Below are 26,593 nucleotides of genomic sequence, written 5' to 3'. Positions count from 1 at the left end.
GTAAAATGTGGTAGTGGAATAATTATTGCTTACGTTTTGATAACCAAAATGATACTATGAAAAAATTACTATTTTCAATCGTGCTTTTTTGTTCGATTCATACGTTGTTTTCCCAAGAAAAACAGGAAAAACTTGGAAGACCCTTTTTTACAGGTTCTGCAAACTTAACTTTTGCAGTTAATGAAAATTATACGTTAGACCCAGATGATGGCGAAACGTTTTTTATTCCTTCAGCAATTTTTTTTAGAATGGGGTTCGGTTACGAATTTAAAAAAAGAGTAGCCGTTAGTTTAAACGGCGGTTTCGATTATCATTGGAATTATGCCGTTAGTGCTTTTCCTGCTTATGTAAGTCTAAAATATAATATTACAGAAGATGAAGATGATGCTTTTTTTACGGAAGTGAGTTACGGAAAAATGTGGCGACCTTCTACTAATTATCCAGATGGAAATTATTACAGAATAGGTTTAGGTACTCAAATTGCAGGAGAGGAAAGATGGAACACAATTGTTCGATTAGATTTCCATAGAAAAGGAATAATTGGTTTCGAAAATGATAGGTTAGATAGTGTTTCTTTAGGGATAGGTTTCTCGTTTTTCTAAAAATTTGGAGCTACAGTAAAGCTCATTTTTTTATGGGTTGTCGGATGAGAGAATTCAATAAATTCTGCATGTAAATGCAACCTGTTTTCTTTGGTACCATACAAGTCGTCACCAACAATAGGGGTGTTTAGTCCTTTTTTATGAGCTGCATGAACTCTCAATTGATGTGTTCGTCCTGTAATAGGATAAAAATGAACTCTTGTCTTTCCGTTTTCTCTTTTGATGATTTTCCAATCGGTTTCAGCATTTTTTCCATGAACAAAATCTACCAATTGTTTGGGTCTGTCGTCTAAATCTACACGTAAAGGGAGTTTTATTTTTCCTTTTTCTTCGGTTAAGTTTCCGTCTAATAAAGCAACGTAACGCTTCTTTACAGTTCTATTTATAAACTGACTTTGTAGTACTTTATTAGCTTCTTTTGTTTTGGTCAATAATAAAATTCCAGAAGTAGACATGTCTAATCGGTGTACAATTAAAGGTCCTGTAGCGTCTGGATATTTCTCCTTAATTCGAGTATACACAGAGTCGGAAATATCTTTTCCGGGTACAGATAAAAACTCTGTTGGTTTATTTACAACTAATAAAACATCATCCTCATAAATGATTTCTAATTCTTGTTTTTCAGCTAAATTTTCTAACAATAAATTTTCATCCATAGCAATACCTTCTAACATGTGTGTTAAAATAGGTTTGCATCTGCCTTGGCAGGCAGGATAAAAGTTTTTATGTTTTCTAATTGCCGAGTTTGGCGAAATTCCCCACCAAAATTCTGCCATAGAAATAGGTGTATACTCATTTAGAAAAGCGTGTTGTAATAATTTAGGAGCAGAACATTCACCTGAACCAGCAGGAGGTTTTATAGCAGGATTGTTAAAAATATCTAATAAATTACGTTCCTCTTTTTCTTTGTTCAAAAATGCATATTTACTAAAAAGAGTTTGTTGCAGATAATTAGATTTTTCCTTTCTGTCTTTTTTTAGAGATGCAATTTTATCCTCAAAAAGAGCTAATTCTGTTCTTTTTTTAGTGATTTTATCTTCGTAGTATGCTACCAATTCTTTGTAATAAAACTGGTCGTTAAAACTTTCTTGAACTAACTTTTTATTAAGAGCATTAAAATCAACTTCATTTAAGTTTGATTGTCCGGTTGTTTTTCTAGCCTTTCTATCTTTTTTTTGAAGTTTTAATTTTTTTCTTTCCAGTACTAAATCCGTTTCAATTTCTTTGGATGTTTTTAAAAAAGATTTCTTCAGTTTTAAATAATTTTTATCCTTTTTTAAAAGAGATAATTGAGCGTTTATTTGGTCTATCTCTTTTTCTCCTTTAATATAAAAACTACCTTCTGTTCTCATATTAAAAACAGGCGGAACAAATTTTTCTGGTAAACTTTTATCAGCTAATTTCCCTGAAAAAGCAGCTAAATAACCAATTTCATTTTGTTTATTTTTAACGATTAAAACCCCAAACATTTTTCCAATGGGCAGCTCATTATTTTCTGTTTCAAAAAGTCCGAAATTATGTGTAAAATCCGTTTGATTTTCTAAATACTCTTGCAACTCATTTACTGCAATTTTTGCAAGTTGATGAGGTTGGTAATAAAACGGAAAAGTAAATTTTTTAGGAAGTTCAATGTCAGAAATATCTGCTTGAAATTTTTGGAAATAATTCAAATTTAAAAATTATGAAGTTAAAGGCTAAAAGTGGCACGTTGCAAACGGTCGTTAATCGATTTTCCTAAACCAAACTCAGGGAATCTTTCTGCAATAATTACATCTAATGCTAGATGATCTAACTCATGTAGAGAATCGTATAATTTAGAAGCAGCTTCATGCATAGACCCTTTTTCTGATAGAATAATTTCTGTCAGAGACGCATCATCCAAAGAGTTTTTAAAAGGTAGTACACCAATTTTTTTACCTACATGTTTTTTAACCTCGGTCGCAATATCATCAACCAAAAAAGTACGAGTAGCAGGCGCATAATGTCTTGCCAACATGCCTGGAGCATCCGGACTTTGTTCTTTGTTGTTTTTAATAGGAACTTTGCCTACCACAGCTTCAATATCTTCTATGGCCAATGCGCCTAATCGGTAAATAATGGGTTCATCATCTATAAAGCCAATAATGGTAGATTCAATTCCGTTTGTACAAGATCCGCCATCTAACACCATTTTTATATCATCTTTAAAATAACGTTCTACATGTGCTGGTTTTGTGGGGCTTATACTTCCAAAAGGATTTGCACTTGGTGCGGCTAATGGAAATGGTAATTGTCTTAATAATTCTAAAGTTACTGGATGATTCGGTACACGAACGGCAACGGTATCTTTACCAGCAGTAATAATATCAGGAATATTTTTGTTCTTTTTTAAAACCAAGGTCATAGATCCTGGCCAAAAAGAAGCTGCTAATAATTTTGCCTTTTCAGGAATGTGAGTTACAATTCCGTCTAAAGAATCAATAGAAGGAATATGTACAATTAATGGATTAAAAAATGGACGTTTTTTAGTAGAAAAAATACTTTTTATCGCTTTTTCGCTAAAAATATTACCAGCTAAACCATAAACTGTTTCTGTGGGTATAGCAACCAATTCTTCATTGGTTAATAAATGTATGGCTTTTTGTATGTCTTTAGAAATGATGCTCATTGATAGTTCTTATAGACCGCAAATTTAATTATAAAATAGCACAAATAGGTTTACTTCATTTGATAAGAAATAAAGTTATGATTTTTTTTTATAAAAAGTGCTATTTTTATTTTGTTATGAACGCAGGTTCATTACCTTTGTGTAAAATTTGATAGATGCCGAGACCTAAAAAGAAAAGAAAAGTAGATCATCCGCCAAAAATGCTTGGTTTTAAGCCTTTTGGAATTCGGTTTTGTGATACGGAACATGTAGATATGCAGTATGAAGAGTATGAAGCTGTTAAATTGGTGGTGTATGATAACCTTTCTCAAGGAGATGCAGCAGAAAAGATGGGAGTTTCTAGGCCTACACTTACTCGGATTTATAACAGTGCTTTAAAAAAAATTGCACAAGGATTTGTAGAAGGTAAATCGATTATTATTAAAGGAGGAAACTTCGAATTTGATAAAGATTGGTACAAATGCAAAACATGCTTTAAGTTAATTGATAGTGTTAAAAATCCCACAGCATGTGGAGATTGTGCTACCAATGATAAAGACGAATTAGTGAATCTAAATGAATAAATTATGCCAAATTTTGATAGAAAGGGCCCTGAGGATTTAGGTCCGAAAACAGGAATGAAACTAGGAAAATGTAGAAAAACAAAATCAGATACGGATGCATTTCCGATAAATAGACCCTTTGGAAAAGGCAGACGTAAAAAAGATAATACGAGAACAATAATAAAAATGAATGATTAGTTATGAAAAAAATAGCAATACCCATTACAAAAGACAATAGAGTAGAAGATCATTTTGGACGATGTAAGTTCTATGAAATCTATACGTTTTCTGATGCCAATGAAATTATAGACTTGCAATTACTAGAATCTGATGGAAAATGTGGATGCAAATCTAATATTGTTAGTGTTTTGGTAAAAGAAGGTGTAACATTTATGTTAGCAGGTAATATAGGCGATAGCGCAATGAGTAAATTGGTGGTTGCAGGTATTGGTGTAATACGCGGTTGTTCTGGTAAATCTGCAGACGTTATTTTAGAATTTGTTGATGGCAAAATTACGGATAATGGCGTTGGTTGTGCAAGTCATAGTCACAAACACAAAAAAGGTCATGCACATTCATGTAATCATTAATAATGATTATGGAAATCGATTTTAAAAATATTTGCCACGAATTCATAAATTCGTGGCAAATTTATATTTGATAAAATTTAAAAGCGATTGCCAGAGTAATTCTTAAAATTAGATAAATTTTAAAGTAAAAAGTTATGTCTGCAACTATTATACAAGGAGAAAGAGTTCAGTTACCTACCAAATATGGGCATTTTGAGTTGATTCCATTTCAAGAAAAGGAAAGTGGTCTTGAGCATATGGCGCTTATAAAAGGAAAATTTACGCCAAATGAACCTGTGCTAACACGGTTCCATTCTGCTTGTGCTACCGGAGATTTATTTGGGTCTTTAAGATGCGATTGTGGAGATCAGCTTATAGAAGCAATGAAAATGATTGAAAAGAATGGAAGCGGAATTATTGTGTATTTACAACAAGAGGGCAGAGGAATTGGTCTAATGAATAAGATGAAAGCGTATAAGCTACAAGAATTAGGGATGGATACGGTAGAGGCAAACCTAGAATTAGGCTTTGCTGCAGACGAAAGAGATTATAAAGTTGGTACAGATATTCTTTGTGCTCTTGGTATACAAAAAGTAAACTTGTTAACTAATAATCCTGATAAAATTATTGGGTTAGAACAAAACGGTATTCAGGTTGTAGAGCGTGTTTCATTAATAATACCTTCAAACCCATTCAATAAATTTTATTTAGACACTAAAGAGAGTCAAATGGGACATCAATTGAATAATGATAAATCAAAAAATAAATGCTATGATAACTGATGTATTTCAATTGAGGCCTCGTTACGGAGAAGTTGATAAAATGGGGTATGTATATCATGCAAATTACGTAACTTTTTGCCATCAAGCTCGTAATGAATTATTGCGGAAATTGGGTTTAGATGAGGTTAAATTAGAGGAGAACCAAATAATGCTTCCAGTAATTTCTTTTGATATAAAGTATAGAAAACCAGCTCACTTTGATGAGCTTATCACTATAAAAACAACTATTAGAGAAATGCCAAAAGTTCGCTTTAGTTTTTATTTTGAAGTAAAGAATGAACAAAATGTACTTTTATGCAAGGCGAAATCAGATGTTGTTTTTGTGGATATTCAGTCGCGTTTACCTCAAAAAATTCCTAGTTTTGTCGAAAAGATACTCACAACCAATTTTGAAACGATAAATAGATTAAATTAACAAATTATTTAAAAAATTAACCCTTTTTTTTCAGAGTTTTGCAACTGAAAAAAATACAAAATATTTACTGGTCAGAAAATCAGTATAATACTCTCCTTAGAGAATACGTTCTAAAGAACGATTAAAAGAAAGCGTTTATGACAAATAATATAGCTATAGAAAATCAATATAAAAGAACATCTTTATTTGAAAAAGAAAATGTGAATTACTTAGTCCATGTTTTAAAGCGATTTAATACGGTACCAAAAATTAATAACATTAATATTATTACTTCTACAAGTGTACCGGATGTTTTTAAAATTGAACCAAATAAATCGATAATTATTGGTGCTTTATATTTAAAAAATCCTGTTTTAGCATTAGTTTATTTAAGATACGGAATTGAATGGCAACTTTGGTACAAAGCTTTAGAGGGCGAAAAAAAAGAAACTGCTTTATGTAATATTGCAGCTTTAGAAGTAACTAGAATATTTTACAATTTATTGCCTAAAGAAGATAAAGAAAAGTTAGTAGATGTTGATTATTCTTTAATTAATTTGATTAAAAATGCGGATGCTTTAAATGCGGAATCTCTCTTAAATCATGAAGAATTAGAATCATTTCATGGATTAAATACAGGAGATAAAATCTTTGAGAAAGCTTGGAAGCCTATTGTTGATAATCTTGCTAAACCTACCGAGTATTTATTAATGGATGGTGGCGATTTTAGATTAAATATAGACGAAATAGATTTACTAAATAAATATGGTTGTAGGCCATTTCCAAGACCAGAAGCTTTTACGTTTGCTTCTTCTACTGCAACAAGTGTCTCTAATTTTGCTTTTGATAAAACAGATAAAGCCAGAAGTATTTTAATTAAGAATAGCTTAAAAAATGGTTTTAAAAATACTGCCATTGAATTTTCGGAGTTATTAAAAAGTAATTTGAGAAAAATTTTTACTTTAAATGATGCTTGCGAAATAATTTTTTCACCTTCAGGAACCGATTCTTCACTACAAATAGCAGCCATAACTCAAATTGTTACTGATAAAGAAATTACACATATTTTAGTTGCTTCTGATGAAACGGGTAGTGGAGTACCTGCAGCGCTTAAAGGATGTCATTTCGAAAATAATACCGCTTTAAATTACCCAGTTAAAAAGGGTGATAAAATGGAAGGTTTTAGAGATATAGATTTGATTAAAATTCCTTTTAGAGATGAAAAAGGAGCTTTAAAATCAACAGAAAAATTAGATGCAGAAGTTTTTGCTGCCATCACTGAAACGCATAAATTAGGAAGACAAATTGTGTTACATGTAATGGATCATTCTAAACTAGGGTATCAATCTCCTAGTGTAAAAATGATGCAAGAAATAGATGGGCTTAAAAATTTGTCATTACTAGTAATTATAGATGCTGCTCAGTTAAGATTAGATCCAACAGATATACAAAATTATTTAAAAAAGGACTATATTGTTAGTATTACCGGAAGTAAGTATTTTACAGGACCTCCGTATTCTGGGGCTTTAATTTTTCCAGAAACTGTTACTAAAGAGATTAATGTAGCTAAAAAGAAGTTGCCAAAAGGGTTAACCAAATACTATAATCATTCAGATTGGCCAACATCTTGGTTTTGTTCTAAAGATTTATCTGACGGATTTAATTATGGTTCTTATATGCGTTGGAATGCTGCTATTGTAGAAATGGATCGATACTATAAAACACCTATTTTATATAGAAATATGGGAATTGAGATGTTCTGTAATTTTGTAGATGATTCTATAAAGGAAGCTAGTTTTTTAGAACCCGTTTATGGTGATAAACCAAATGTAGATAATGAAGAATTCGGTATTAGAAATATTCGTACCATTTTTCCTTTTTTCATCCTTAAAAATAAAGAAGCATTATCTGTAGATAAAGTAAAAAAATTGTATGTGTTGCTAAATTCTGATTTATCTAATAAATTTGAAGGAGCTCCTTTAGAAATTATTAGACTTGCAGCTCAAAAATGTCATATTGGTCAGGCAGTAAATGTAAAATATGAAAATGATTTACAAAGTGCCGTTTTAAGAATTAGTTTAGGGGCAAGAGTTATTTCAGAAAGTTGGGTAAATAGAGATATTAGCCTTTATTTTAGAAATATAGAAGCACAAATGAATGAAATTACGGTAATAATAAAAAAGATAGAATTGATTCTTAACAATCCAGAATTGTTGAATTAAGAGCATTATTCTGGTTTAGGTTGAATCTTTAATGATTTCCATATCCTTAAGATTATCCGTCTATAAGACTATAATATATGTGTATAGGTTGACCTTTTTTTAGATTACCTCTTTTAATTACGTGATTTCAAATGTCAGTAAAAATAAAAAGCCCGATTCAATTGAATCGGGCTTTTCGGTGAAATAGGTTGGGGGACCTAACTGCGATTAAAAAACTTTTATTACTATTCTAGTATAGACTTATATTATTAGTACTTTTTGCTATACCCTTGTATTCTTGTAAGCTAATGCCAATAGAATTGCTAAAACTATTTATAAGCACTTGTTGTTTCGTTTCTTACGTTTTAAAGTTTTTAGAACTACTAGATAACAATATATTGTACAATTTGAGTACAAAAAGAGTTGACTGACGGTATACCGTTAATTTCTTATAAGCTTAAAACACTCAAATAAATTATATGTACCACCCAAGCCGAAGCAGGTCTAAATTAGTAATATTTTTGAGGTAATAATATAAACATAAATGATTGTCTTGTAAATTTAGAAGTCAAGTTTACACTTACCTAAAACTAAAAAAGCATCTTCTATTTAATTTTTAATAATAGAAGATACTTTACACTAAGGAACTATTACTTTATTTGATATTCATATTTAAAGAAAACACTGTTATTGTATAAGTATTACTCCCAACAAGTCGTTGTCCCCAAATTTCTATATAATCACCAGGAATTAGTTCTACAGTACCTGAAATAGCGTTACTAGAAATATCTGATGTATTATTAACACGCATTAAAGTATTAGTTTCTGTTAAAGTTGTTGAGCCATTTTTTTTAATAAAAAACGCGTAAAAATCACCTTGACTATAGTTATTACCTCTAACCGATAGTGTTGCATTTATTTGAAACGTTCTTGTTTTTTGCCCTAAATAGGTTAACCTATTATCTTGAGGAGAAGACATTCTGAATAAATTTACCGCAGTTGTTTTATTTGGACTACTATTTCCTATTAGGTTAAACGCAGTACCATTTGATACACTTTGCACAAATCCAGTAGTAATATCTCCATTATAATAAATATTACCAGATGCCACTTGGTCTGATTCTACAGGTAACCCAGGGCAATCTACGGTCCATGCATTATTAAAATTATATCCCGAATAAGACCCAGCGGTATATTTTTTTACATATTGTGTACTTGTACCACTAAAACTGGCACCTGTTAATACACCTTTTCCAACTGTGGGATTAGAACTCACATCTAAACCAATGGCAGTTCCATTTAATTCTGAAAATCCACCTTGTTTTTCAACAATGTCAAAAGATCCCGTTAATGTTTCATAGGTTCCTAAATTATTAGAGAACCAACCAATATTACTTAATAACAAATCTGAAATATTACTATATGTTATTCCTGTGGTATTTCCAGAAAACTGAACGATACTCAAAAATACGAGTCCATAGCCACTAATAGTACCTATAGAAGCAGAATTGACAACGATACAATCTCTAAAAACAAAACTTTCAGTACTACTTCCTGTCATGTTAAAAATAGTTCCTAGAGGAGCCGTTAGCGTTAGGTTTTTTATAGTTCCTCCCTTAGAACTTACAAACATAGTTCCTCCAGATTTTACTAATATATCTTCATTAGTATCTAAACCAATTAAATAGGCTTTATTTAGATCGATGGGATGTGCTAAAGCAACTGTTCCGTTTATTTCATATAATGTATTGGTTGTTAATAAATACTTACTGCCACCGCCAGCTGCAAGTTCTTCGCTTAAGTCTGCTGCAGATTTGATTATTTTATGATTTACTCTAGAAGCCGACTGCGACTCCATTTTTACCCAAGTACTTGATTGATAAAAATAAAATGCATTTTCAGAAATATCATAGACTAACAAGCCATTTGCTGGACTTGCTATTGCTACTCTTTCTGTTGTTGTCATTCTTGGTGCTAACATACCCTTTTCTGTAGAACTAATATCTAACATAGAGGAAGCGTCTGGTGTTACTGTACCTATACCAACTTGAGAGAAGGCATTATAGTTAAAGCTAATAACCGTTATTATTGTTAATATGGCTATTTTTAAGTTTAAATTTTTCATAATTAATAATTTAATATTTTTTTAGTTAATTTGCCGTTACTCGTTTTTATATTTGCTATATAAATTCCTTTGCTTTGGTTAAACGGTATTTGCAGCTTATCTTTATTGTTTAGATTTTTATTTCTGCTTAAAACTTCTTGCCCTAGAACGTTGAATATTTTTATGCTTTCTATTTTAACTCTAGCGGTATTATTCAGTACAATGTGTTTATTGCCATCATAAAAAACACCTATACTTAAGAGTTTATCATCGGAAACCGATAAAGATTCTTGGGGTAAAAAAACTAAAGAGTACCTATCTAAATACTCTCCTATTGGTAAATTCACTTGAAAGTTGGAGTCGCTTAAATTATGTGTAGTGTTTAAAACATTGTCTTTTAAATAAATGGTGTTTTCAAAATTATCTACTTCATCAATCATAATTTCATGAGAACCAGTTTCCGAAATAAATAATCCTAAAGGAAACTCTAATGCTTTATTAAAATTATGAACACCTTGAATAGCGAACGTATTATTTAAGTCGTTGTCAATTACAAAAAATAGATCGTCTGCTCTGTTGTCAATTATTATGGCATCATAGCCAAAATTATAGTGAATATCTGCACTAGTATCTGGTAAAAAAGCCAAAAGTAATTGTCTATGAAATCCTTCGGGATCTTGATAGCCTAATCTGATGTATTGATTATCAGCACCAATCGCTTTATTTTCTTTTGTATTTACTTCTGTGTCATCAGCTCTATAAAAATGGGCATCTTCTGAAGATTCTTTTTTAAATGCTCTTTGCGAATTTTTAAAAAGAATAGACCCGTTTGATAGGCCAGTAACAAAAAAACCTTGAGCTACAGACACATATTGTGTAGGTGGCGCTACACTAGAGGAATTACCTAAACCTCCTGGGGACGATAATGCAATCGATGGAGGGGTGCCTCCAGATAAATTACGCATAGCATAACCACCTAAATAAGTTGTTTTATTATGTGAGGTTGAACCTCCATCTACCCAAAAATAAAGCGTATCAAAAAGCAATATGTTATCATTAATAAATTGATCTGCATCTAAAGCAGAAGGATATGGGTTGCCTAACAAAGATTCTTCTCCAGAATTTATTGGTGCTGAATAGTCGCCATTGTTTGGTGCGCCATAATAGGTGTAATTTTGATCTGCCAAAAGCGTATTTGTTCCTTTCATGATATAGCCTTCACCAGGATTTAAACTACTATTATTATTTAAAGAAACCCAGCCACCGCTTTGTAAATATTTATAAATCCATCGGGTGTTTATGGTTAAAGCGCTGATTACGTTATTATTACCGTCTACTGCCGATGGTAATCCATTGTATGGAGAACCAGCGCTAAATAGCATTTCTTGTGGATTAAATGGATTAATACTAGCATCTGTACCATCAAACTTACCACTTACTAAAGAAAATACACCACTATTATTTATTGGTGACGACCAGTAATTAAACTTATAAGCCGAGGCGTATCCTTGTTGGTCTATTAAAACCTTACCAAAGCCTATTGTATTTGCGTCTGCACCTAAATGTGTTTGAATAAGTTGGGCTTCACCAGTTAACCGAACATCTCCACTCTTTAAATTTAAGGAGTTCTCTACATTTAGTGCAAAACCATTTGCTACAGATACTCCTTTTGTGTTTGTCGCTGTTATATCTATTTCTAGATTATTAAAATTAATAGCTTTTGAAGTACCTGAAATAGTTACTAATGGGTTTGTGATGCTTTTAAAATAGGTGGTTCCTGATGCGGATGACGTGGTTCCGTTATTTATAAAATTATTGTTTAAATAAAGGTTTCCGTTGCTTTTGTGGGTTCCAGTATTTTTATTCGTGTATTCGTTTTCAAAATACACATCTGTGGATGCTGTAATCTGCAATATGCCTTTATTTACTATTTGTGCATAACTGCATAAAAAGTTAAATAGAAGCAGGCAGTAAAAAAGAAAGTGTTTACTTCTCATGGATTAGGGGGTTGGGGGTTAGTACTATGTATGGCAGATTGCCATAGTTAATTTATAGTAAAAAAGGTTTTACCATAAATTAGTTAAGCTAGTTATATACTGTGTTGTAGTTAGTATAATAGCGCACTGCAGCTTAAAAGGTTTTTAAAAACTGCATCTGGGGGAATTGATGTTTGCATAAAATTTTGAAGGAATAAAAATGGGGGATTAAATAATAAGAATTAACAAAGAAAGTGTATCAAAGCACTTCCTTACTTCATTTTTTGATTTATTAGCTAGAAAATTAAAGGAAGTATTAAAACCAATAGTTTTCCATTGTTATTATTATGTTTTAAAAACAGATTTCAATTTAAATGCCAAAAATCATTTAAAAACAAAAAAAAAAACACAAAATAATGATTTTCAGTTGTTTGTGGGTGTTATTTGTTTTTTAACGGATAAAGGTAAAATTGCTATACCGTGTAAATTTTAGACGAAATACATGTACTCACGGTATTCCGTTAATTTATTTTATTTTTTTTATGTTTAGTTTGGTCATTCTATCACGCAAGGTACTTGCTTTTAAATTTAATACAACTGCAGCTCCATGAGGTCCACTAATTTTCCATTTACATTGTTCTAGCACTTGTATGATGTGATTACGTTGTACAGCATCTAAACTTAAATCTTTATTATTGATTGGTTTTGCTTTTTGTGTAGAAGACTCAAAACCTGGGATAACTAGTGTATCTGTGTTTGATAAAATAGAAGCTCGCTCAATTAGATTTTCTAACTCTCTAATATTTCCGGGCCATTTATATGCTTTTAACTGACTCATTGCATCATCTGTAATATATTTAATACTTTTTCCGTAAGCTTTATTAAATTTATCTACAAAATGCTCTACCAGTAAAGGAATGTCATCTTTTCTACCTCTTAAAGGAGGTACTTCTATTGGAAACACATTTAGACGGAAATATAAATCTTCTCTAAACTCCTTTTTTTCAATAGCGTCTTTTAGATTTCGATTGGTAGCAGCAATAACTCTAACATCTAATTTTTTTAATCCTGTGGTGCCACCAACAACTTCAATTTCTCCCTCTTGTAAAAATCTTAATATTTTAGGTTGCATATCTAATGGTAGCTCTCCTATTTCATCTAAAAACAAAGTTCCTTTATCTGCCAATTCAAATTTTCCTATTTTATCACTAATTGCACCTGTAAAAGACCCTTTTTTATGTCCGAACAATTCACTTTCAATCAGCTCTCTTGGAATTGCAGAACAATTTACTTTAATTAACGGTTTATTGTTACGTAAACTCGTGTTATGAACAGCTCTGGCTAGCAATTCCTTTCCTGTTCCAGATTCTCCTAAAAGCAAGACAGTGGCATTTGTTGGTGCTACCTTTTCTACTTCTGTTAAAACAGTACTAAACTCAGTACTACCATAAACCATTTCTTCATAATTAAATACTAGATCTAACTCATTTCTTAGGTATACATTTTCTTGTTCTAATTGGTTGCGTAAACGATGTAGCTCCTTATTGGCTATTGTAAGTTGATTGTTCGCTAAAATAGATGCTTTTTCTGCCAATTTTCTTTCTGCACTTTGAATCATTAAAGAGACCAAATTAGCAATAGAAGTTGCAAATTCTTCTTCATCTGTAGTCCATAGATGTGTATTACCTACTTCTTCGAAACATAAAATTCCGTACACTTCATCGATACCTTGAATAGGAATACTTAATTTAGATTTTATATTTAATGGAATGAGGTAATCTGTAATAAATCCTACTGAAAGCTCATGTGTTAAGGCATGGGAAGCGGCAACTATTGTATTTTTTATTAAGGTATCAAAAAATCTTTCGTTCCCTATTCCGCTAAGTACTTGTCCGCTTTCAAAATCATCACTTTTTCGAGTGTATAATTTTTCGCAGATTATTTCTGTTTTTTCTTTATTAAATTTAAAAATACTTCCTCTTTCTACATTTAATGTTTTTGCAGATAGTGCAGTAATTTTATTTAATGCTTCTTTATAGTCTGTACCTACTAGGCTAGCTAGTTCGATAATAACATTTTTTCTTTCTAATGATTTTTGGGCATTATCTTCTAAAACTTTCTTTGCTTTTTCTTCTTCAGAGATATCTTTAATGGTTGCAAAAATAGCTATCACATCCCCATTATCATTTTTAATAGTACCTGATAAAAAAGAGGCCAAAAATGGAGTGCCATTTTTTTTCACAAATTCTAACTGAAAAGAAGGTGCTTTATCTTTTGCTACTTTTGCTTTTATTTCCTGTATTTTAACAAAGTCTTCCGCTTTGGCAAACGGGTATGGAAGCTCTAATCCAATAAGTTCTTTTTTTGAGTAGCCAAGAAGCTTACACAAAGAATCGTTTACTTTAATAATGTTACCAGACATGTCAAGAATTAGCAAGCCTTCTTGCATAGACATAACTAGCTTGTCATTAAACTCTTTAGCTAGTTTTAAGTCTGTTTCTGCTTTTCTACGTTCGGTAATATCTTGCATGGTACCAATTAACTTTATGGCATTTCCATCCTTATCAAAAATCCACTCTCCTATACCATGTACCCATATTTCTTCTTTTGTATTCGGCTTCAACAGCCTATATTCTTTATTAAATCTTACATTACTTCCAATGCCTTTTTTAAAATAATTTAACATCTCGTCTTTCTCATCCGGATGAATAAGATGGCCCCAACTTTCTATTGTTTTTACATAGGTCTCTGGGATACCAAAAATATTATTTAATACTGCAGAACCTTCCCAGGTACCAGTGTTTAAATCCAATACATACGAGCCAATATTGGCAACTGTTTGAGATTGCCTTAAATAGTATTCACTTTCTTTAAGTTTTCTTTCTGCTTCCTTACGTTTTGTTACATCACGTGCAATGGCAAGTATTTTACCATCTTTTTGAAGTTTTGCAGATACTTCTACCTCTAATAGAGATCTGTCTTTTCGTTTAAATTTCCTAGCAAAAATTACAGCCTCACCTAAGAGTAACTTATTGTTATTCTTTTCTTTATGTATGAAATCTCCAGCAATTAAATCTTGAATTTTTAATTTTAAAAACTCACTTTTGGTATATCCTAAATTTATATAAGTTGCTTTATTGAAGAGGTGTATTTCTCCATCTAAAGAATAGGATATAATAGCATCACTAGCTTGATCTATTAATGCGATATAAGACTCATCTTTCTTTTTTATTTCTGCTACAATTAAAGATTTTTCAATGGCTATGTATACTAAATTTACCGCAAAATTAAGTTCGTGAATATCTTCTAAAGACGGAGTCTTTATATACTTACTATAAATAGCAAAAGTACCTAACACTTTTTTGTCTTTTGAAAATATTGGAATAGACCAACAAGACTTTAAATGGTGTTTTGATGCAAGGTCTTTATAATCTACCCATAACTTATCTGTACTTATGTCTGCAACAATAACTGGTTTTTTAGTAAATGCAGCAGTACCACAAGAACCAGTACGTTTACCAATTAAAAGCCTTTTTATAGCTAAACTATAAGAGATCGGTAGGGAAGGTGCAGACTCTAGATTAAGATGTATACCATCTTCATCTAACAAACTAATAGAGCCAATATAATCTGGGTATATTGATTGAAAATTTAAAAGTAATTGATCAAATATTTCGTTTAAAGGTGTGTTTACCGAAATTAAATCTAAAATTTCATTTTTATGTATTAATAATTTCTGTGCCTTTTCTCTTTCTAGAACTTCATTACCGAGATCTAAACTTTTTTGCTCTAACTTATTAATGAGTCGCTCACTATAGAGTTTTAAAACCTCATTTTCAGAAATTTGCCCCTTTTTTACTCGCGCTTCTTGCTCTTCTTTATTATTAAAAATATGGTTTATGGTTAAAAGTAATTCGTCGTGGTCAATTGGTTTTCTTAAAAATTGCGCAGCCCCTAATTTTAAGCCCAATTCTTCATCCGAACGTTCTGTGTAGGTTGAGGTATAAAAAACAAACGGAATATTTGCAAACAACTTTTCTTTTTGGCATGCCTTACAAAACAAGTACCCATCCATAATAGGCATTAAAATATCTGAAATAATAAGATCTACATTACTATTTTGGTGCAGTTTTTCTAATCCTTCACTACCATTAGTTGCTTCAAGTACGTTATAACCTTCTTCTTTAAGGATCACTTTTAGCAGGTAAAGGTTTTCAAAAGTATCATCTACTATTAAAATAGTTTTTTTATTCATTTTTCTTTTGCCTTAATAATGCTTTCCATTTGACTTACAAAGGTTTCCGGATCTATGGGTTTTTCTAAATAGCCATCTGCTCCTGCCTCCATTGCTTTTTCTCTATCGCCACCCATTGCATAAGATGTAACCGCTATGATGGTTGTATTTACAGGAAGGCCGTTATATCTTAGTTTAGTACATATTTCATAACCATCCATATCTGGAAGTTGAATATCTATTAAAATAACTTCAGGATTATTTTCGTGTGCAAACTTTAGGCCATCTAATCCATTATATGCTTTAATTATAGTATAATTATTTTGAGTAAGCAAAAAAGATAACATATACATGTTCTGCTCGTTATCTTCAATAATTAAAATAGTTTGTTTCATAGAATAATTTACATAGCCACCTTATTATCAAATGGTTCATTTATAAATATACTAAAATTAAATAAATTATAAAATATTTAGATTTTTAATAGGTTATTTATTTTCATCATTCTTTAAAGGTAATGTAAATGTAAAGTTACTTCCTTTATCTTTTTCACTTTGTACTTTTATTGTTCCGCCTAATTTCTCGACTAAACTTTTGCAAATTGCCAAACCTAGCCCTGTGCCTTCATGACTTCTACTTAAACCTCCCTCTAGTTGTATAAATGGCATAAATAATTTATTAAGATCTTTTTTATTCATACCTATACCTTGATCAATTACTTGAGTAATAATTAAATTATCTACCGCATCTACCTTAACTTGTATTATACCATTATATGAAAACTTTATAGCGTTAGATAATAAATTAAGTAATACCTGTTCTACTCTTCGTTCATCACTGTTTATAATGATATCTATTTCAGATATTTCCGAATTTATGGTAAGTCCTTTTTTAGATGCCTGTGGTAACAAGAAGTTTATTGTTTTTTCTAAGGTATTTAAATAATTAAAAGGATAATAGGATACTTTTAATTTTCCAGCTTCTATTTTAGAGATATCTAAGACATCATTAATTAAGCCTAATAGGTGTTGACTGCTGTTTTTAACCATAGACAACTGCTTTTTCTGCTCTTGGTTTAGTGGTCCTGCATATTCTTTTAATAATATTCCTGTAAAACCAATTATCGAATTCATTGGTGTTCTTAATTCATGCGACATGGTCGCTAAAAAGGCAGACTTCATTAAATCTGCCGACTCCGCTTTTACTTTTTCTTTTTCGAGTTGAACAGATTGAAAATTCATATCCTCTAGAAGGTTTAGCAAGGCTTCTTTACTATCATGAAGCTCTTTTGTTCTTAGGTCCACTTGTTTTTCTAGATCATTTTTATAAACCAATAATTCTTTTTCGTAATTAATTATTTCTGTAATGTCTGATGCAATACCTATATAACCATACATGTTATTATTTGTATCTACAAGTTTAACAGCTTTTGCTTGAAGCCAAGTAATTTTACCATTTTTATCTTGAAATCTAAGCGCTGATTTAAACTCGATATCTTTTATAATGGTTTCTTGCCATTCTTTAGTTACTCTATCTCTATCTTCGTGATAAATTGCCTTTAGCCAACCAAAACCAGAAGCTTCGTCAAGATTTATTCCAGAATACTTTGTCCATTCTTCATTTACATACGTAAAAGCACCAAGCTTATCTGTATTAAAAATACCTACTGGCGCGTTAGAAGTAAGACTACGATACAACAACTCACTTTCTTCTATTTGTGCTCTAGAGGTTTCATGAACTAATTTTAATTGTGCTTCTTGCTCTAATAACTTCTCTTTAATTAGTTCGTTTAGACGTACAGATTGACCTGTATAGAACCAAACGCTCCAACCGCCTAAAAGGGTAATAATCAAACCAAATATAGCAAAGCCTATTGCTGTATTAAATGTTTTTGTTGTTGGTATTACATATAGTTTCCATTCACCAGATGACATTTCTATGGGTACAGCATATTCTTTAAACAACGTAACATCTTGCTCTAAAAAATAATCTTCTATACCCGTAACATTATTTACTTTTGATAATTGATAGGTATAACTATTATCATTAGCGGTATCTATATTTAAATCATTAAAAAAAGTAGACAAGGTGGTAACTACTGCAGAAAACCCTGAGAATTTGTTTTCTATAAAAATAGGCTGCCTGCTTACCATAGCGACACCACCTTGTTTTAAACGAACTGGACCTGCAATAAAAAAATCTTTATTTTTTATAGTAGCTAGTGCACCACTACTACCTTCCATACTAGTTAAAATATTATAACCAATTACTTCATTATCCTTTAACGGATAAACATGTGTAATAACACCATTACTATCTACAAGTTCTACAACGTTAAAATATTTGTTTCTATCTAATAACTCTATAGCTATGTTATCAAAATCGGTTGGCACTCCATTTCTTTCAACAATATATTCTAGTGTTTTTGTTGCAGAGTAGCTATACATTACTAAGGCATGTAGTTTTTCTTTAATTAAATCTACTCTATTATTTACTTCTTTTTTTTGCTCATTTTCATTTAATAAATACTTTTGATATGCTATATATTGCGAAACGACAAGTAGTACTATAAAGGTTGCAAAACCCAATACAATAGGTTTTTTAAAAAAAGAATAAAAAGCACTACGTTTCGTATTTAACAAAGTTAAAAGGTTCTTTTTATTAAGTTTAGTTATCATTTTTTAACTTCAATTCTTTAATCACTTTTTTTAGTTCTTTCATTCTTAACTCTCTTCCAATAAATATTTTATTCATTCGTCGTAGTTTAGCATTTTTAGAATTAACCTCCTCGGTTCTAAGTTTAACTAATTCTATTTCGGTTTTTTTACGTTCTGTGATATCTCTAATAATTTCAATTAATAATTTACGATAAGTATCTTTAATTGATCTTATTAACTGAATTAATTTTATGTTATATGTAAATCGTACTAAAACCTAATCGTCCTATCTATAATTATTTAGTTCCAGATAAATATTTGGTAGTTTTTAAAATTCTTTTTTAGTTATACAACTCTCTGAATATAAAAAATGGTTTTAACTTGTTTATTTCTAGTTGACTATATGGGTGTTGGTTATTGCGTGGCAAAAGAATCATTCACTAGAGTTAAAGATTTATAAAATTAGTTATTCCTCATCATAACTAGCAGTGGGACAAAACAATAAATCTGTTGGGTTGTCAATATCATATAAGTACTCATAACCTTTAGATTCTTTTCTGCAAAAAGGCTCTAAAAGTCTTGCCATATTTGTAAAGCCATCCAAAGTTAAAACGCAGAAAAAAGTTTGGTTGTCCTCAGATAATATTCCTTCATCAGATTTAAATAAACCAAAAATTAAATTACAATTTCGTGGTGTTATAAAATCTACTTGAGCTAAATCTAACTTTTGTTTTTTATTGATAATTGTTTCTACAATCAGTTCTCTAAAAAGTACTGCTTCTGCCTTGTCAAAGTTGTATAAACGAACAATATTTTGATCGTGTCCATCTATATTTTCTATATAATCTAATTCCATTTTTTGTACTGAACTTGTTTCGGTATTGTTTATGTAATTTAATGTGCTTGTAACCAGTTTTCACCAATTCCAACTTCAACATCTAAAGGAACGCTCATTTTAAAAGCATTTTCCATTTCGTCTTTTATAATAGGTCTAATAATTTCTAACTCGTCTTTATGTGCGTCAAAAACCAATTCATCATGTACTTGCAATAACATTTTAGATTTAAAACCTTCTTTTTCAAAACGGTTATGAATATTAATCATGGCAAGTTTTATAATGTCTGCTGCAGAACCTTGTATTGGTGCATTTACGGCATTTCTTTCTGCGCCAGATCTAACCATTGCATTTCTAGAATTGATATCTTTTAAATACCTACGTCTGTTTAAAACCGTTTCTACATACCCGTGTTCTCTTGCAAAATCTACTTGTGCAGCCATGTAGGCTTTTAACTTTGGGTACGTTTCATAATAGGTATCAATTAGTTCTTTTGCTTCACTTCTAGATAAATCGGTTTGATTGCTCAATCCAAATGCTGAAACTCCATATACAATTCCGAAGTTTACTGTTTTTGCATTGCTACGTTGTTCGCGAGTTACTTCATCTAAAGGAACATTAAACACTTTTGCAGCCGTAGAAGCATGAATATCTTCGCCGTTTTTAAAAGCTTCTATCATGTTTTCTTCTTCACTTAAAGCAGCAATAATTCTTAATTCAATTTGACTATAATCTGCAGCTAATAACACATGGTTTTCATCTCTTGGAATAAACGATTTTCTAACTTCTTTACCTCTTTCGGTTCTAATAGGAATGTTTTGTAAATTCGGGTTGTTAGAACTCAATCTTCCCGTAGCAGCAACAGCTTGCATGTATTCTGTATGAATTCTACCTGTTTTCGGATTCACTTCATTTGGTAAGGCGTCTACATACGTGCTTTGTAATTTTTTATACTGACGATATTCTTGAATATCTCTAATAATTTTATGGTCTTTTGCTAAGAAAGATAAAATATCTTCTCCGGTTTTATACTGACCCGTTTTAGTCTTTTTAGGTTTTTTAACCAACTCCATTTTTTCGAACAACACAATTCCTAATTGTTTTGGCGAAGCGATATTAAATTCCTCTCCTGCTTGCTCGTAAATATTTTTTTCAAGTCTGTTAATGTCCTCGGTTAAAGCAACAGATAATTCCTTTAAGAAATCGATATTAATATTAATTCCTTCAATTTCCATGGCGGTTAAAACCGAAACTAAAGGAGTTTCTATATCATTAAATAGGTTGGTTACATTTCCACTTTCTAACTCACTCGTAAAAAGTTGTTTTAATTGAAACGTAATATCTGCATCTTCTACCGCGTATTCTGTTTGATCTGCTAAAGGAACAACACGCATAGAAAGCTGATTCTTTCCTTTCTTGCCAATCAAATCTACAATAGAAACTGGTTGATAGTTTAAATACGTTTCTGCCAACATATCCATATTATGACGCATATCTGGATTGATCAAATAATGCGCAATCATGGTATCAAACAACTTCCCTTTTACAGGCATTTCATAATTTGATAAAACTTTAATATCATACTTTAAATTATGCCCAATTTTTTCGATTTCATCGGATGTGAAAAAGGGTCTAAATTCTTCTAAAATTGCTTTGGTTTCCTCTTGATCTTCTGGGAAAGAGACATAATATCCTTTACCAACTTCGTAAGAAAAAGCAATACCTATTAATTCAACTTCCAAGGCTTTTAAGCCCGTGGTTTCTGTATCAAAACAAACCGAAGTTTGTTCCATTAATTTCTTCAATAATAATTTTCTAGCAAAAGGAGAGTCTATATGTTGATAAAAATGATTCGTATCTTTTATCGATTTAAAACCAGATGCAACTTCTGCTTCAGAAACGCTTCCGCTTCCCGGTGCTGCAAATAAATCAAACTGACCTTCAGGAGCCGGAGTAGCTTTTTTGCTTTGCAACGGACTTGAGTCCGTGTTTTTGTTATCCTCTACAGAATTTGCTTTTTCTGCATTTTCAACTGCGAAAGTTCGTAAGAAGTTGGTTAATAAATTTCTAAATTCTAACTCGTTAAAAAGTTCCGTTACTTTTTCTTTGTCTGGTTGGTCTAATTCAAAATCTTTCGCATCAAAAGTTACCGGAACATCTAACATAATTGTTGCCAATTGTTTAGAAAGTAACCCTAATTCTCCGTTTGCTTCTATCTTCTCCTTCATTTTTCCTTTTAGCTCATGCGTATTTGCTAATAGATTTTCCATAGAACCATAAGCCGCTAAAAACTTTTTAGCTGTTTTTTCTCCAACTCCAGGTAAACCTGGAATATTATCCGCAGAATCTCCCATCATTCCTAAAAAATCAATGACTTGCTCTGGGTTTTCTACACCAAACTTTTCTTTTACTTCATCCACTCCCCAAATATCGTAACCACCACCAAAACGGGGTTTGTACATGAAAATATTTTCAGAAACTAGTTGCGCAAAATCCTTATCTGGCGTTACCATATACGTTTTGTAACCTTCTTTTTCTGCTTGTTTAGAAAGGGTTCCAATAACATCATCTGCCTCAAAACCTTCTTTTACCATAATAGGAATGTGCATGGCTTTTAAGATTTCTTGTATGTAAGGTACCGCTAACTTAATAGCTTCCGGAGTTTCGTCTCGGTTGGCTTTATAAGCTTCAAACATTTCTACTCTGTCTATACTACCGCCTTTATCAAAACAAACCGCTAAATGATCTGGTCTTTCACGTTTAATAACATCTAAAAGCGAGTTCATAAAACCCATTATTGCAGACGTATCTAAACCTTTACTATTAATTCTAGGGTTTTTTATAAATGCATAATATCCTCTAAAAATTAATGCAAAAGCATCCACTAAAAAAACTCTTTTCTGATCTGACATTATATTGGTTTTGTGGTTTAAATGATGATAATTTGGCCCCAAAAATAGTGTTTTTTGAGATTCGAGAAAGGTACAAAACTTTAACAAGACGTTAAAATGCAATCGATGCTTAAACAGTTATCTTTGTCAATATTTTAAAATTTATCTATGCCACGTTGGATTTTTCCTTTAATCATATTAACTATTGTTATTACGCTTGTAGAAATTTACACGTTTCAAGCGTTTAAAACAGTCTCTAAAAGTAAAATAGTTCGTTATTCTTTTCTATTGTTAAGTATAGCGGTTTATATTAATTTTTTCATCAGTTTCTTAACATACTCTAGAAGCGTAGGGCAAACTCCACAGTTTCAAATGGCCGTGGGATTGTTATTAACTATTTCTATTCCTAAATTGGTTATTATCTTTTTACTTTTTGGAGAAGACGCATATCGTTGGGTTTTAAAGTTATTTTCTGCAATTTCATCTGGAGAAACAAAACCGCTTGTAGGACGGAGAAAATTTATTTCTCAAATTGCTTTAGGCTTAGCAGCAATACCTTTTGCCTCTTTTATTTACGGAATTGTGCAAGGAAAATACAATTACAAAGTAATAAAATACCAATTAAGTTTTAAAGATTTACCAGATGCTTTCGACGGTTATACTATTACTCAAATCTCAGATATTCATTCCGGGAGTTTTACCAATAAAGAAAAAATACAATATGGTGTCGATTTAATAAATCAGCAAAAATCAGACTTACTATTGTTTACCGGAGATATAGTAAACAATAAAGCGGATGAAATGGACAATTGGATGGATGTTTTTGATAAGTTTGAAGCTAAAGACGGTAAGTATTCCATCCTTGGTAATCATGATTATGGCGATTATATGGATTGGGCTACTCCACAAGACAAAATGGATAACTTTCAGAAAGTAAAAGACATTCACCAAAAAATTGGGTTCGATTTATTGCTAGATGAGCACCGTTATTTAGAAAAAGACGGACAAAAAATTGCTTTAGTGGGGGTAGAAAACTGGGGAAAAGGATTTAATCAAGCCGGAGATTTAGCAAAGGCTTCAAAAAATATCAAGCAAGAAGATTTTAAAATTTTAATGAGTCACGATCCAAGTCATTGGGAATACAAAGTAAAAGAAGATCCTTTTAATTATCAACTTACCTTAAGTGGGCATACACATGGCTTGCAAATGGGAATCGAAATTCCGGGTTGGATCAAATGGAGTCCTTCTCAGTTTGTCTATAAACAATGGGCAGGATTGTATGAGGAAGCAGGCAGATACATAAACGTAAATAGAGGTTTTGGCTATCATGCATTTCCGGGTAGAGTAGGTGTCTGGCCAGAAATTACCGTTATAGAATTGAAAAAGATTGATAATCAGGTCGTTTAAATGTTTTTTTATATATTCGCACTTTATATCATTTATTGATAACATATTTTCCCTCACTTTAAACTTATACTATGACTAGATTTGGGGAATTATTAAATACCGAAAAACCTGTTTTAATTGACTTTTATACAGACAGGGATAATGCAGACAACGCAGTAAGTAACTTAAGAGATGTTGTTGCAGCTTTAGGAAATAAGGCAAAAATAATTAAGATAGATATTGCTAAGAATGAAAATCTTGCAGATGCTCTAAAAGTTAAAGGAAATCCTACCTTTATGATTTATAAAAAAGGCCAAGTAAAATGGCGTCAAACAGGTTTTCAAGAAGTAAAAACCTTAATCAGTTTGGTAGAAGAATACGTTTAGTTTTTTAGAAGCTAATTCCTGCTTTCCACTATATCTTTTTGCCGAAAAAGCAAAAAGGATGTCGTTTCAATCAGGGCTAAACTTGTTTGCCAACCTTTTGTCATTGCGAGGCACGAAGCTATCTTTTATTTATTAAGTGGCTAGGCATTATTTTTCCATAAAATTACATACTAAATTGATGACATACAGTTTTGTCATTTTAAACTTTTGTGAGAAATAACAGAAGGAAGATCAGTTTTGTGTTTTCACTGTTATGAGATTTCTCAACCGCTAAAAAAACTCATTTCGAAATAACATTTGGAGTGTTATTTACTTTTTTTAAAGCAAAATAAATTCACTATGTTTCTATGTGATTCAAATATAAAGTTTAATATTTACGTGCAGTTTTGTCATTTCGTATTCTATGACTCTACCAAATATATTTTAGTAATTTTTAAGCAGCATATTTTAAAACATTTACATAAGGAGTTTGTCTTTTTATAGCTGCAAAAATTCGTGATAATAATTTATTTCTAATGATGTTAATTGTACTCATTTTATTCTTTCCTTGTTCGACTCTTCGATTATAAAATAGCTTCATTTCTGGATTGTATTGTATTGCTGATTTTGCACACATATCAAAAAGACTTTTGATTTTTTTATTAGCAAGATTACTTACTTTGGTTCTCCCTCTTATACTTGTTCCTGAAGTATTCGGAAAAGGAGCAATACCAGAATAAGAAGCAAACTTTCTCCAAGAAGCAAACTTTGTAAATCCGTTGGTTGTTACAATCATAAATAAAGCTGTTTGACTACCAATTCCTTTAATACTCACAATTAGTTTGTATTGTTTTTTAAGTTGTTCACTAGCCTTAATTATTTTGTTCATTTCGGCTTCAACACTTTTAATTTGCTTTGTAAAATATTTTATCATTTTCTCTTGAGTTTCTAAAAGAAGTTGATTCTCTTTTCTAGTATAAACTCTTTTCTGTTCTTTAAGTGTTGCTTTATAACCAGCGTTTTGTTTCACTAGCCTTTCTCTTAATGTTAAAAGGCGTTTTAATTGATGAATGTTTTTTGATGGAAGTTTATATGGTTTAATTTCATCTCTTAATCGATACCCATATAATGCTATTTTTGTAGCATCTACTTTGTCATCTTTTCCTCTTGATATTCCTAGAGATTTCTTTATTTCTAAACCTGGAATTAATGCGAAATAAAAGTTATTTACATCAAAAAATGATGCGATTTCTTCAGAATAAATACCTGTGTGTTCCTTAGAAATAGAGTTGTTTTTTTCTACCCATTTTATAAGTGCTTTAAAACCTTTTAAGTTATTCTCAAATGCTTGATAACACTGATTACTGTGAATCCGAACATCAAAGGTTAATTTACTAATGTCGATACCAATAGTTTGTTTAATTTTCATAATTTTGTTTTGTGTTAGTAAAAAATGATTACGTTGACTAAAACCTTTAAAAGGTCGAAACTGAAATTCTATTTGGTCCTTTGTAATCGGAAATAAAAGAATGGAGACTAATACGAAATATAGATCTGATAAATCTAGACTTAAGGAAAGTTCACTCCATTCTTTTTTATTATAAAACATGAGTTCTATATTGGACTAAAATATAAGAATTAAACTCAATAATTATACTTTGCTAATCTAAAGGACTTTAGGAGAAATCCCATAAAGCTAATTCATTAGGTGTTTCTAAATTCTCAGGTTTCTTTGTGCAAAATGATATTCTGTAATTTTATATTGCCTTAAAAACAAAGCCTTTATCAGAAAAATATTTTAATACTTTTGGTAACGCATATTTCATTCTTTCGGCAGCTTTTACGCTGTCATGAAAAACAATAATACTACCTGATTTAGTGTTTTTTAATACGTTCTCTAAACATTTTTCATTAGAAATTGTAGTGTCAAAATCTGCAGATAAAACGCTCCACATAATAATTTTGTAGCTTTTTTTGATTAACTCTGCTGCTTGAGATTTTTTTATTTTTCCGTAAGGAGGTCTAAAGAGTTTTTGTGTAATTGTTGAATTGTTAAATTGTTGAATTGTTTTCTCACACGCTAAAACGTTATCAATATAACTATCCGTATCCGTATTCCATCCTTTTAAATGGTTTTGGGTGTGGTTTCCTACGGTATGACCATCCGTAATAATTTTAAGAAAAATTTCTGGATGATTCTGTACATTTTTTCCAATACAAAAGAAGGTAGCTTTCGCATTGTATTTTTTTAATTCAGCTAAAATAAAATCGGTAATTTCTGGCGTTGGTCCATCATCAAAAGTGAGAAAAATCTCTTTTTTATCAGAAAGAAAACGCCACGTATATTTAGAGAAAAATCTCATTATATAACGTGGCGTTCTGGGGAAATAACTTTTCATTTAAAAGGC

General features: G+C 31.1%; 20 protein-coding genes. 9 read left to right on the top strand and 11 right to left on the bottom strand.

The window, feature by feature from the left end; all coding sequences use genetic code 11:
• The first annotated feature begins 56 nt into the window (after window positions 1–56).
• The gene (locus tag JOP69_RS10510; protein WP_203392550.1) at window positions 57–602 is read left to right on the top strand and encodes a hypothetical protein; all 546 of its coding nucleotides are present in this window, start codon (window positions 57–59) and stop codon (window positions 600–602) included.
• Here the strand turns inward: JOP69_RS10510 and JOP69_RS10505 are convergent.
• Window positions 599–2,272, bottom strand: a complete 1,674-nt coding sequence (locus JOP69_RS10505; RefSeq protein ID WP_203392549.1) for an RluA family pseudouridine synthase — start codon at window positions 2,270–2,272, stop codon at window positions 599–601. The two genes, JOP69_RS10510 and JOP69_RS10505, sit on opposite strands and share 4 nt — an antisense overlap.
• Before the next feature lie 17 nt (window positions 2,273–2,289).
• On the bottom strand, window positions 2,290–3,249 hold the full coding sequence (locus tag JOP69_RS10500; protein WP_203392548.1) for an L-threonylcarbamoyladenylate synthase: 960 nt from the start codon (window positions 3,247–3,249) through the stop codon (window positions 2,290–2,292).
• Window positions 3,250–3,404: 155 nt separating this feature from the next.
• Between JOP69_RS10500 and JOP69_RS10495 the strand changes: the two genes are divergently transcribed.
• The 6 genes from JOP69_RS10495 to JOP69_RS10470 all read left to right on the top strand — a co-directional run bounded on the left by JOP69_RS10495 (window position 3,405) and on the right by JOP69_RS10470 (window position 7,758).
• Window positions 3,405–3,812, top strand: a complete 408-nt coding sequence (locus tag JOP69_RS10495) for a DUF134 domain-containing protein (RefSeq protein WP_203392547.1) — start codon at window positions 3,405–3,407, stop codon at window positions 3,810–3,812.
• A 3-nt stretch (window positions 3,813–3,815) separates the two neighbouring features.
• Window positions 3,816–3,989, top strand: coding sequence for a DUF5320 family protein (locus JOP69_RS10490; protein ID WP_203392546.1), 174 nt, complete (start codon window positions 3,816–3,818; stop codon window positions 3,987–3,989).
• Window positions 3,990–3,991: 2 nt separating this feature from the next.
• Window positions 3,992–4,381, top strand: coding sequence for a NifB/NifX family molybdenum-iron cluster-binding protein (locus JOP69_RS10485; protein ID WP_203392545.1), 390 nt, complete (start codon window positions 3,992–3,994; stop codon window positions 4,379–4,381).
• 134 nt (window positions 4,382–4,515) lie between these two features.
• Window positions 4,516–5,142, top strand: coding sequence for a GTP cyclohydrolase II (gene ribA / locus JOP69_RS10480; protein WP_203392544.1), 627 nt, complete (start codon window positions 4,516–4,518; stop codon window positions 5,140–5,142).
• On the top strand, window positions 5,132–5,557 hold the full coding sequence (locus tag JOP69_RS10475) for a thioesterase family protein (protein ID WP_203392543.1): 426 nt from the start codon (window positions 5,132–5,134) through the stop codon (window positions 5,555–5,557). Before ribA ends, JOP69_RS10475 begins: the two co-directional genes overlap by 11 nt.
• Before the next feature lie 137 nt (window positions 5,558–5,694).
• A complete protein-coding gene (locus tag JOP69_RS10470; RefSeq protein ID WP_203392542.1) occupies window positions 5,695–7,758 on the top strand; it encodes a hypothetical protein in 2,064 nt (687 codons plus the stop codon).
• Between the two features lie 634 nt (window positions 7,759–8,392).
• On the opposite strand, the gene JOP69_RS10465 is transcribed toward JOP69_RS10470, so the two are convergent.
• The 7 genes from JOP69_RS10465 to polA all read right to left on the bottom strand — a co-directional run bounded on the left by JOP69_RS10465 (window position 8,393) and on the right by polA (window position 22,455).
• Window positions 8,393–9,862 carry a hypothetical protein gene (locus JOP69_RS10465; protein WP_252191106.1) on the bottom strand — a complete coding sequence of 490 codons (1,470 nt, stop codon included), beginning with the start codon at window positions 9,860–9,862 and terminating at the stop codon, window positions 8,393–8,395.
• 2 nt (window positions 9,863–9,864) lie between these two features.
• Window positions 9,865–11,838: a T9SS type A sorting domain-containing protein gene (locus JOP69_RS10460; protein ID WP_203392541.1), complete on the bottom strand. Its 1,974-nt coding sequence runs from the start codon at window positions 11,836–11,838 to the stop codon at window positions 9,865–9,867.
• Window positions 11,839–12,343: 505 nt separating this feature from the next.
• Window positions 12,344–16,072, bottom strand: coding sequence for a sigma 54-interacting transcriptional regulator (locus JOP69_RS18685; protein ID WP_252191105.1), 3,729 nt, complete (start codon window positions 16,070–16,072; stop codon window positions 12,344–12,346).
• Window positions 16,069–16,446 carry a response regulator gene (locus JOP69_RS10440; RefSeq protein ID WP_203392540.1) on the bottom strand — a complete coding sequence of 126 codons (378 nt, stop codon included), beginning with the start codon at window positions 16,444–16,446 and terminating at the stop codon, window positions 16,069–16,071. Before JOP69_RS10440 ends, JOP69_RS18685 begins: the two co-directional genes overlap by 4 nt.
• Window positions 16,447–16,539: 93 nt before the next feature.
• Window positions 16,540–18,729 carry an ATP-binding protein gene (locus tag JOP69_RS10435; protein WP_203392539.1) on the bottom strand — a complete coding sequence of 730 codons (2,190 nt, stop codon included), beginning with the start codon at window positions 18,727–18,729 and terminating at the stop codon, window positions 16,540–16,542.
• A gap of 445 nt (window positions 18,730–19,174) precedes the next feature.
• A complete protein-coding gene (locus JOP69_RS10430; RefSeq protein ID WP_203392538.1) occupies window positions 19,175–19,564 on the bottom strand; it encodes a hypothetical protein in 390 nt (129 codons plus the stop codon).
• Window positions 19,565–19,602: 38 nt separating this feature from the next.
• A complete protein-coding gene (gene polA, locus JOP69_RS10425) occupies window positions 19,603–22,455 on the bottom strand; it encodes a DNA polymerase I (RefSeq protein ID WP_203392537.1) in 2,853 nt (950 codons plus the stop codon).
• Between the two features lie 147 nt (window positions 22,456–22,602).
• Here polA and JOP69_RS10420 point away from each other — a divergent pair, with 147 nt between their 5' ends.
• Together JOP69_RS10420 and JOP69_RS10415 are read left to right on the top strand one after the other, a co-directional pair.
• A complete protein-coding gene (locus JOP69_RS10420) occupies window positions 22,603–23,841 on the top strand; it encodes a metallophosphoesterase (protein WP_203392536.1) in 1,239 nt (412 codons plus the stop codon).
• 71 nt (window positions 23,842–23,912) lie between these two features.
• Window positions 23,913–24,206, top strand: a complete 294-nt coding sequence (locus JOP69_RS10415) for a co-chaperone YbbN (RefSeq protein WP_203392535.1) — start codon at window positions 23,913–23,915, stop codon at window positions 24,204–24,206.
• 433 nt (window positions 24,207–24,639) lie between these two features.
• Here JOP69_RS10415 and JOP69_RS10410 read toward each other — a convergent pair whose 3' ends face one another.
• Window positions 24,640–25,614: an IS110 family transposase gene (locus JOP69_RS10410; RefSeq protein WP_215602583.1), complete on the bottom strand. Its 975-nt coding sequence runs from the start codon at window positions 25,612–25,614 to the stop codon at window positions 24,640–24,642.
• A 328-nt stretch (window positions 25,615–25,942) separates the two neighbouring features.
• A complete protein-coding gene (locus JOP69_RS10405) occupies window positions 25,943–26,584 on the bottom strand; it encodes a polysaccharide deacetylase family protein (protein WP_203394228.1) in 642 nt (213 codons plus the stop codon).
• Between the last annotated feature and the right edge of the window lie 9 nt (window positions 26,585–26,593).

It is taken from the genome of Polaribacter sp. Q13, assembly GCF_016858305.2.
Lineage (GTDB): Bacteria > Bacteroidota > Bacteroidia > Flavobacteriales > Flavobacteriaceae > Polaribacter.
This window is presented reverse-complemented; position numbering and strand designations above follow the sequence as displayed.

Coding starts and splice junctions, on each gene's coding strand:
- JOP69_RS10440 (WP_203392540.1), bottom strand. CDS start 16,446: ATGAAACAAACTATTTTAATTATTGAAGATAACGAGCAGAACATGTAT.
- polA (WP_203392537.1), bottom strand. CDS start 22,455: ATGTCAGATCAGAAAAGAGTTTTTTTAGTGGATGCTTTTGCATTAATT.
- JOP69_RS10435 (WP_203392539.1), bottom strand. CDS start 18,729: ATGATAACTAAACTTAATAAAAAGAACCTTTTAACTTTGTTAAATACG.
- JOP69_RS10500 (WP_203392548.1), bottom strand. CDS start 3,249: ATGAGCATCATTTCTAAAGACATACAAAAAGCCATACATTTATTAACC.
- JOP69_RS10410 (WP_215602583.1), bottom strand. CDS start 25,614: ATGAAAATTAAACAAACTATTGGTATCGACATTAGTAAATTAACCTTT.
- JOP69_RS10415 (WP_203392535.1), top strand. CDS start 23,913: ATGACTAGATTTGGGGAATTATTAAATACCGAAAAACCTGTTTTAATT.
- JOP69_RS10485 (WP_203392545.1), top strand. CDS start 3,992: ATGAAAAAAATAGCAATACCCATTACAAAAGACAATAGAGTAGAAGAT.
- JOP69_RS10470 (WP_203392542.1), top strand. CDS start 5,695: ATGACAAATAATATAGCTATAGAAAATCAATATAAAAGAACATCTTTA.
- JOP69_RS10495 (WP_203392547.1), top strand. CDS start 3,405: ATGCCGAGACCTAAAAAGAAAAGAAAAGTAGATCATCCGCCAAAAATG.
- ribA (WP_203392544.1), top strand. CDS start 4,516: ATGTCTGCAACTATTATACAAGGAGAAAGAGTTCAGTTACCTACCAAA.
- JOP69_RS10420 (WP_203392536.1), top strand. CDS start 22,603: ATGCCACGTTGGATTTTTCCTTTAATCATATTAACTATTGTTATTACG.
- JOP69_RS10490 (WP_203392546.1), top strand. CDS start 3,816: ATGCCAAATTTTGATAGAAAGGGCCCTGAGGATTTAGGTCCGAAAACA.
- JOP69_RS18685 (WP_252191105.1), bottom strand. CDS start 16,072: ATGAATAAAAAAACTATTTTAATAGTAGATGATACTTTTGAAAACCTT.
- JOP69_RS10510 (WP_203392550.1), top strand. CDS start 57: ATGAAAAAATTACTATTTTCAATCGTGCTTTTTTGTTCGATTCATACG.
- JOP69_RS10405 (WP_203394228.1), bottom strand. CDS start 26,584: ATGAAAAGTTATTTCCCCAGAACGCCACGTTATATAATGAGATTTTTC.
- JOP69_RS10430 (WP_203392538.1), bottom strand. CDS start 19,564: ATGGAATTAGATTATATAGAAAATATAGATGGACACGATCAAAATATT.
- JOP69_RS10460 (WP_203392541.1), bottom strand. CDS start 11,838: ATGAGAAGTAAACACTTTCTTTTTTACTGCCTGCTTCTATTTAACTTT.
- JOP69_RS10465 (WP_252191106.1), bottom strand. CDS start 9,862: ATGAAAAATTTAAACTTAAAAATAGCCATATTAACAATAATAACGGTT.
- JOP69_RS10475 (WP_203392543.1), top strand. CDS start 5,132: ATGATAACTGATGTATTTCAATTGAGGCCTCGTTACGGAGAAGTTGAT.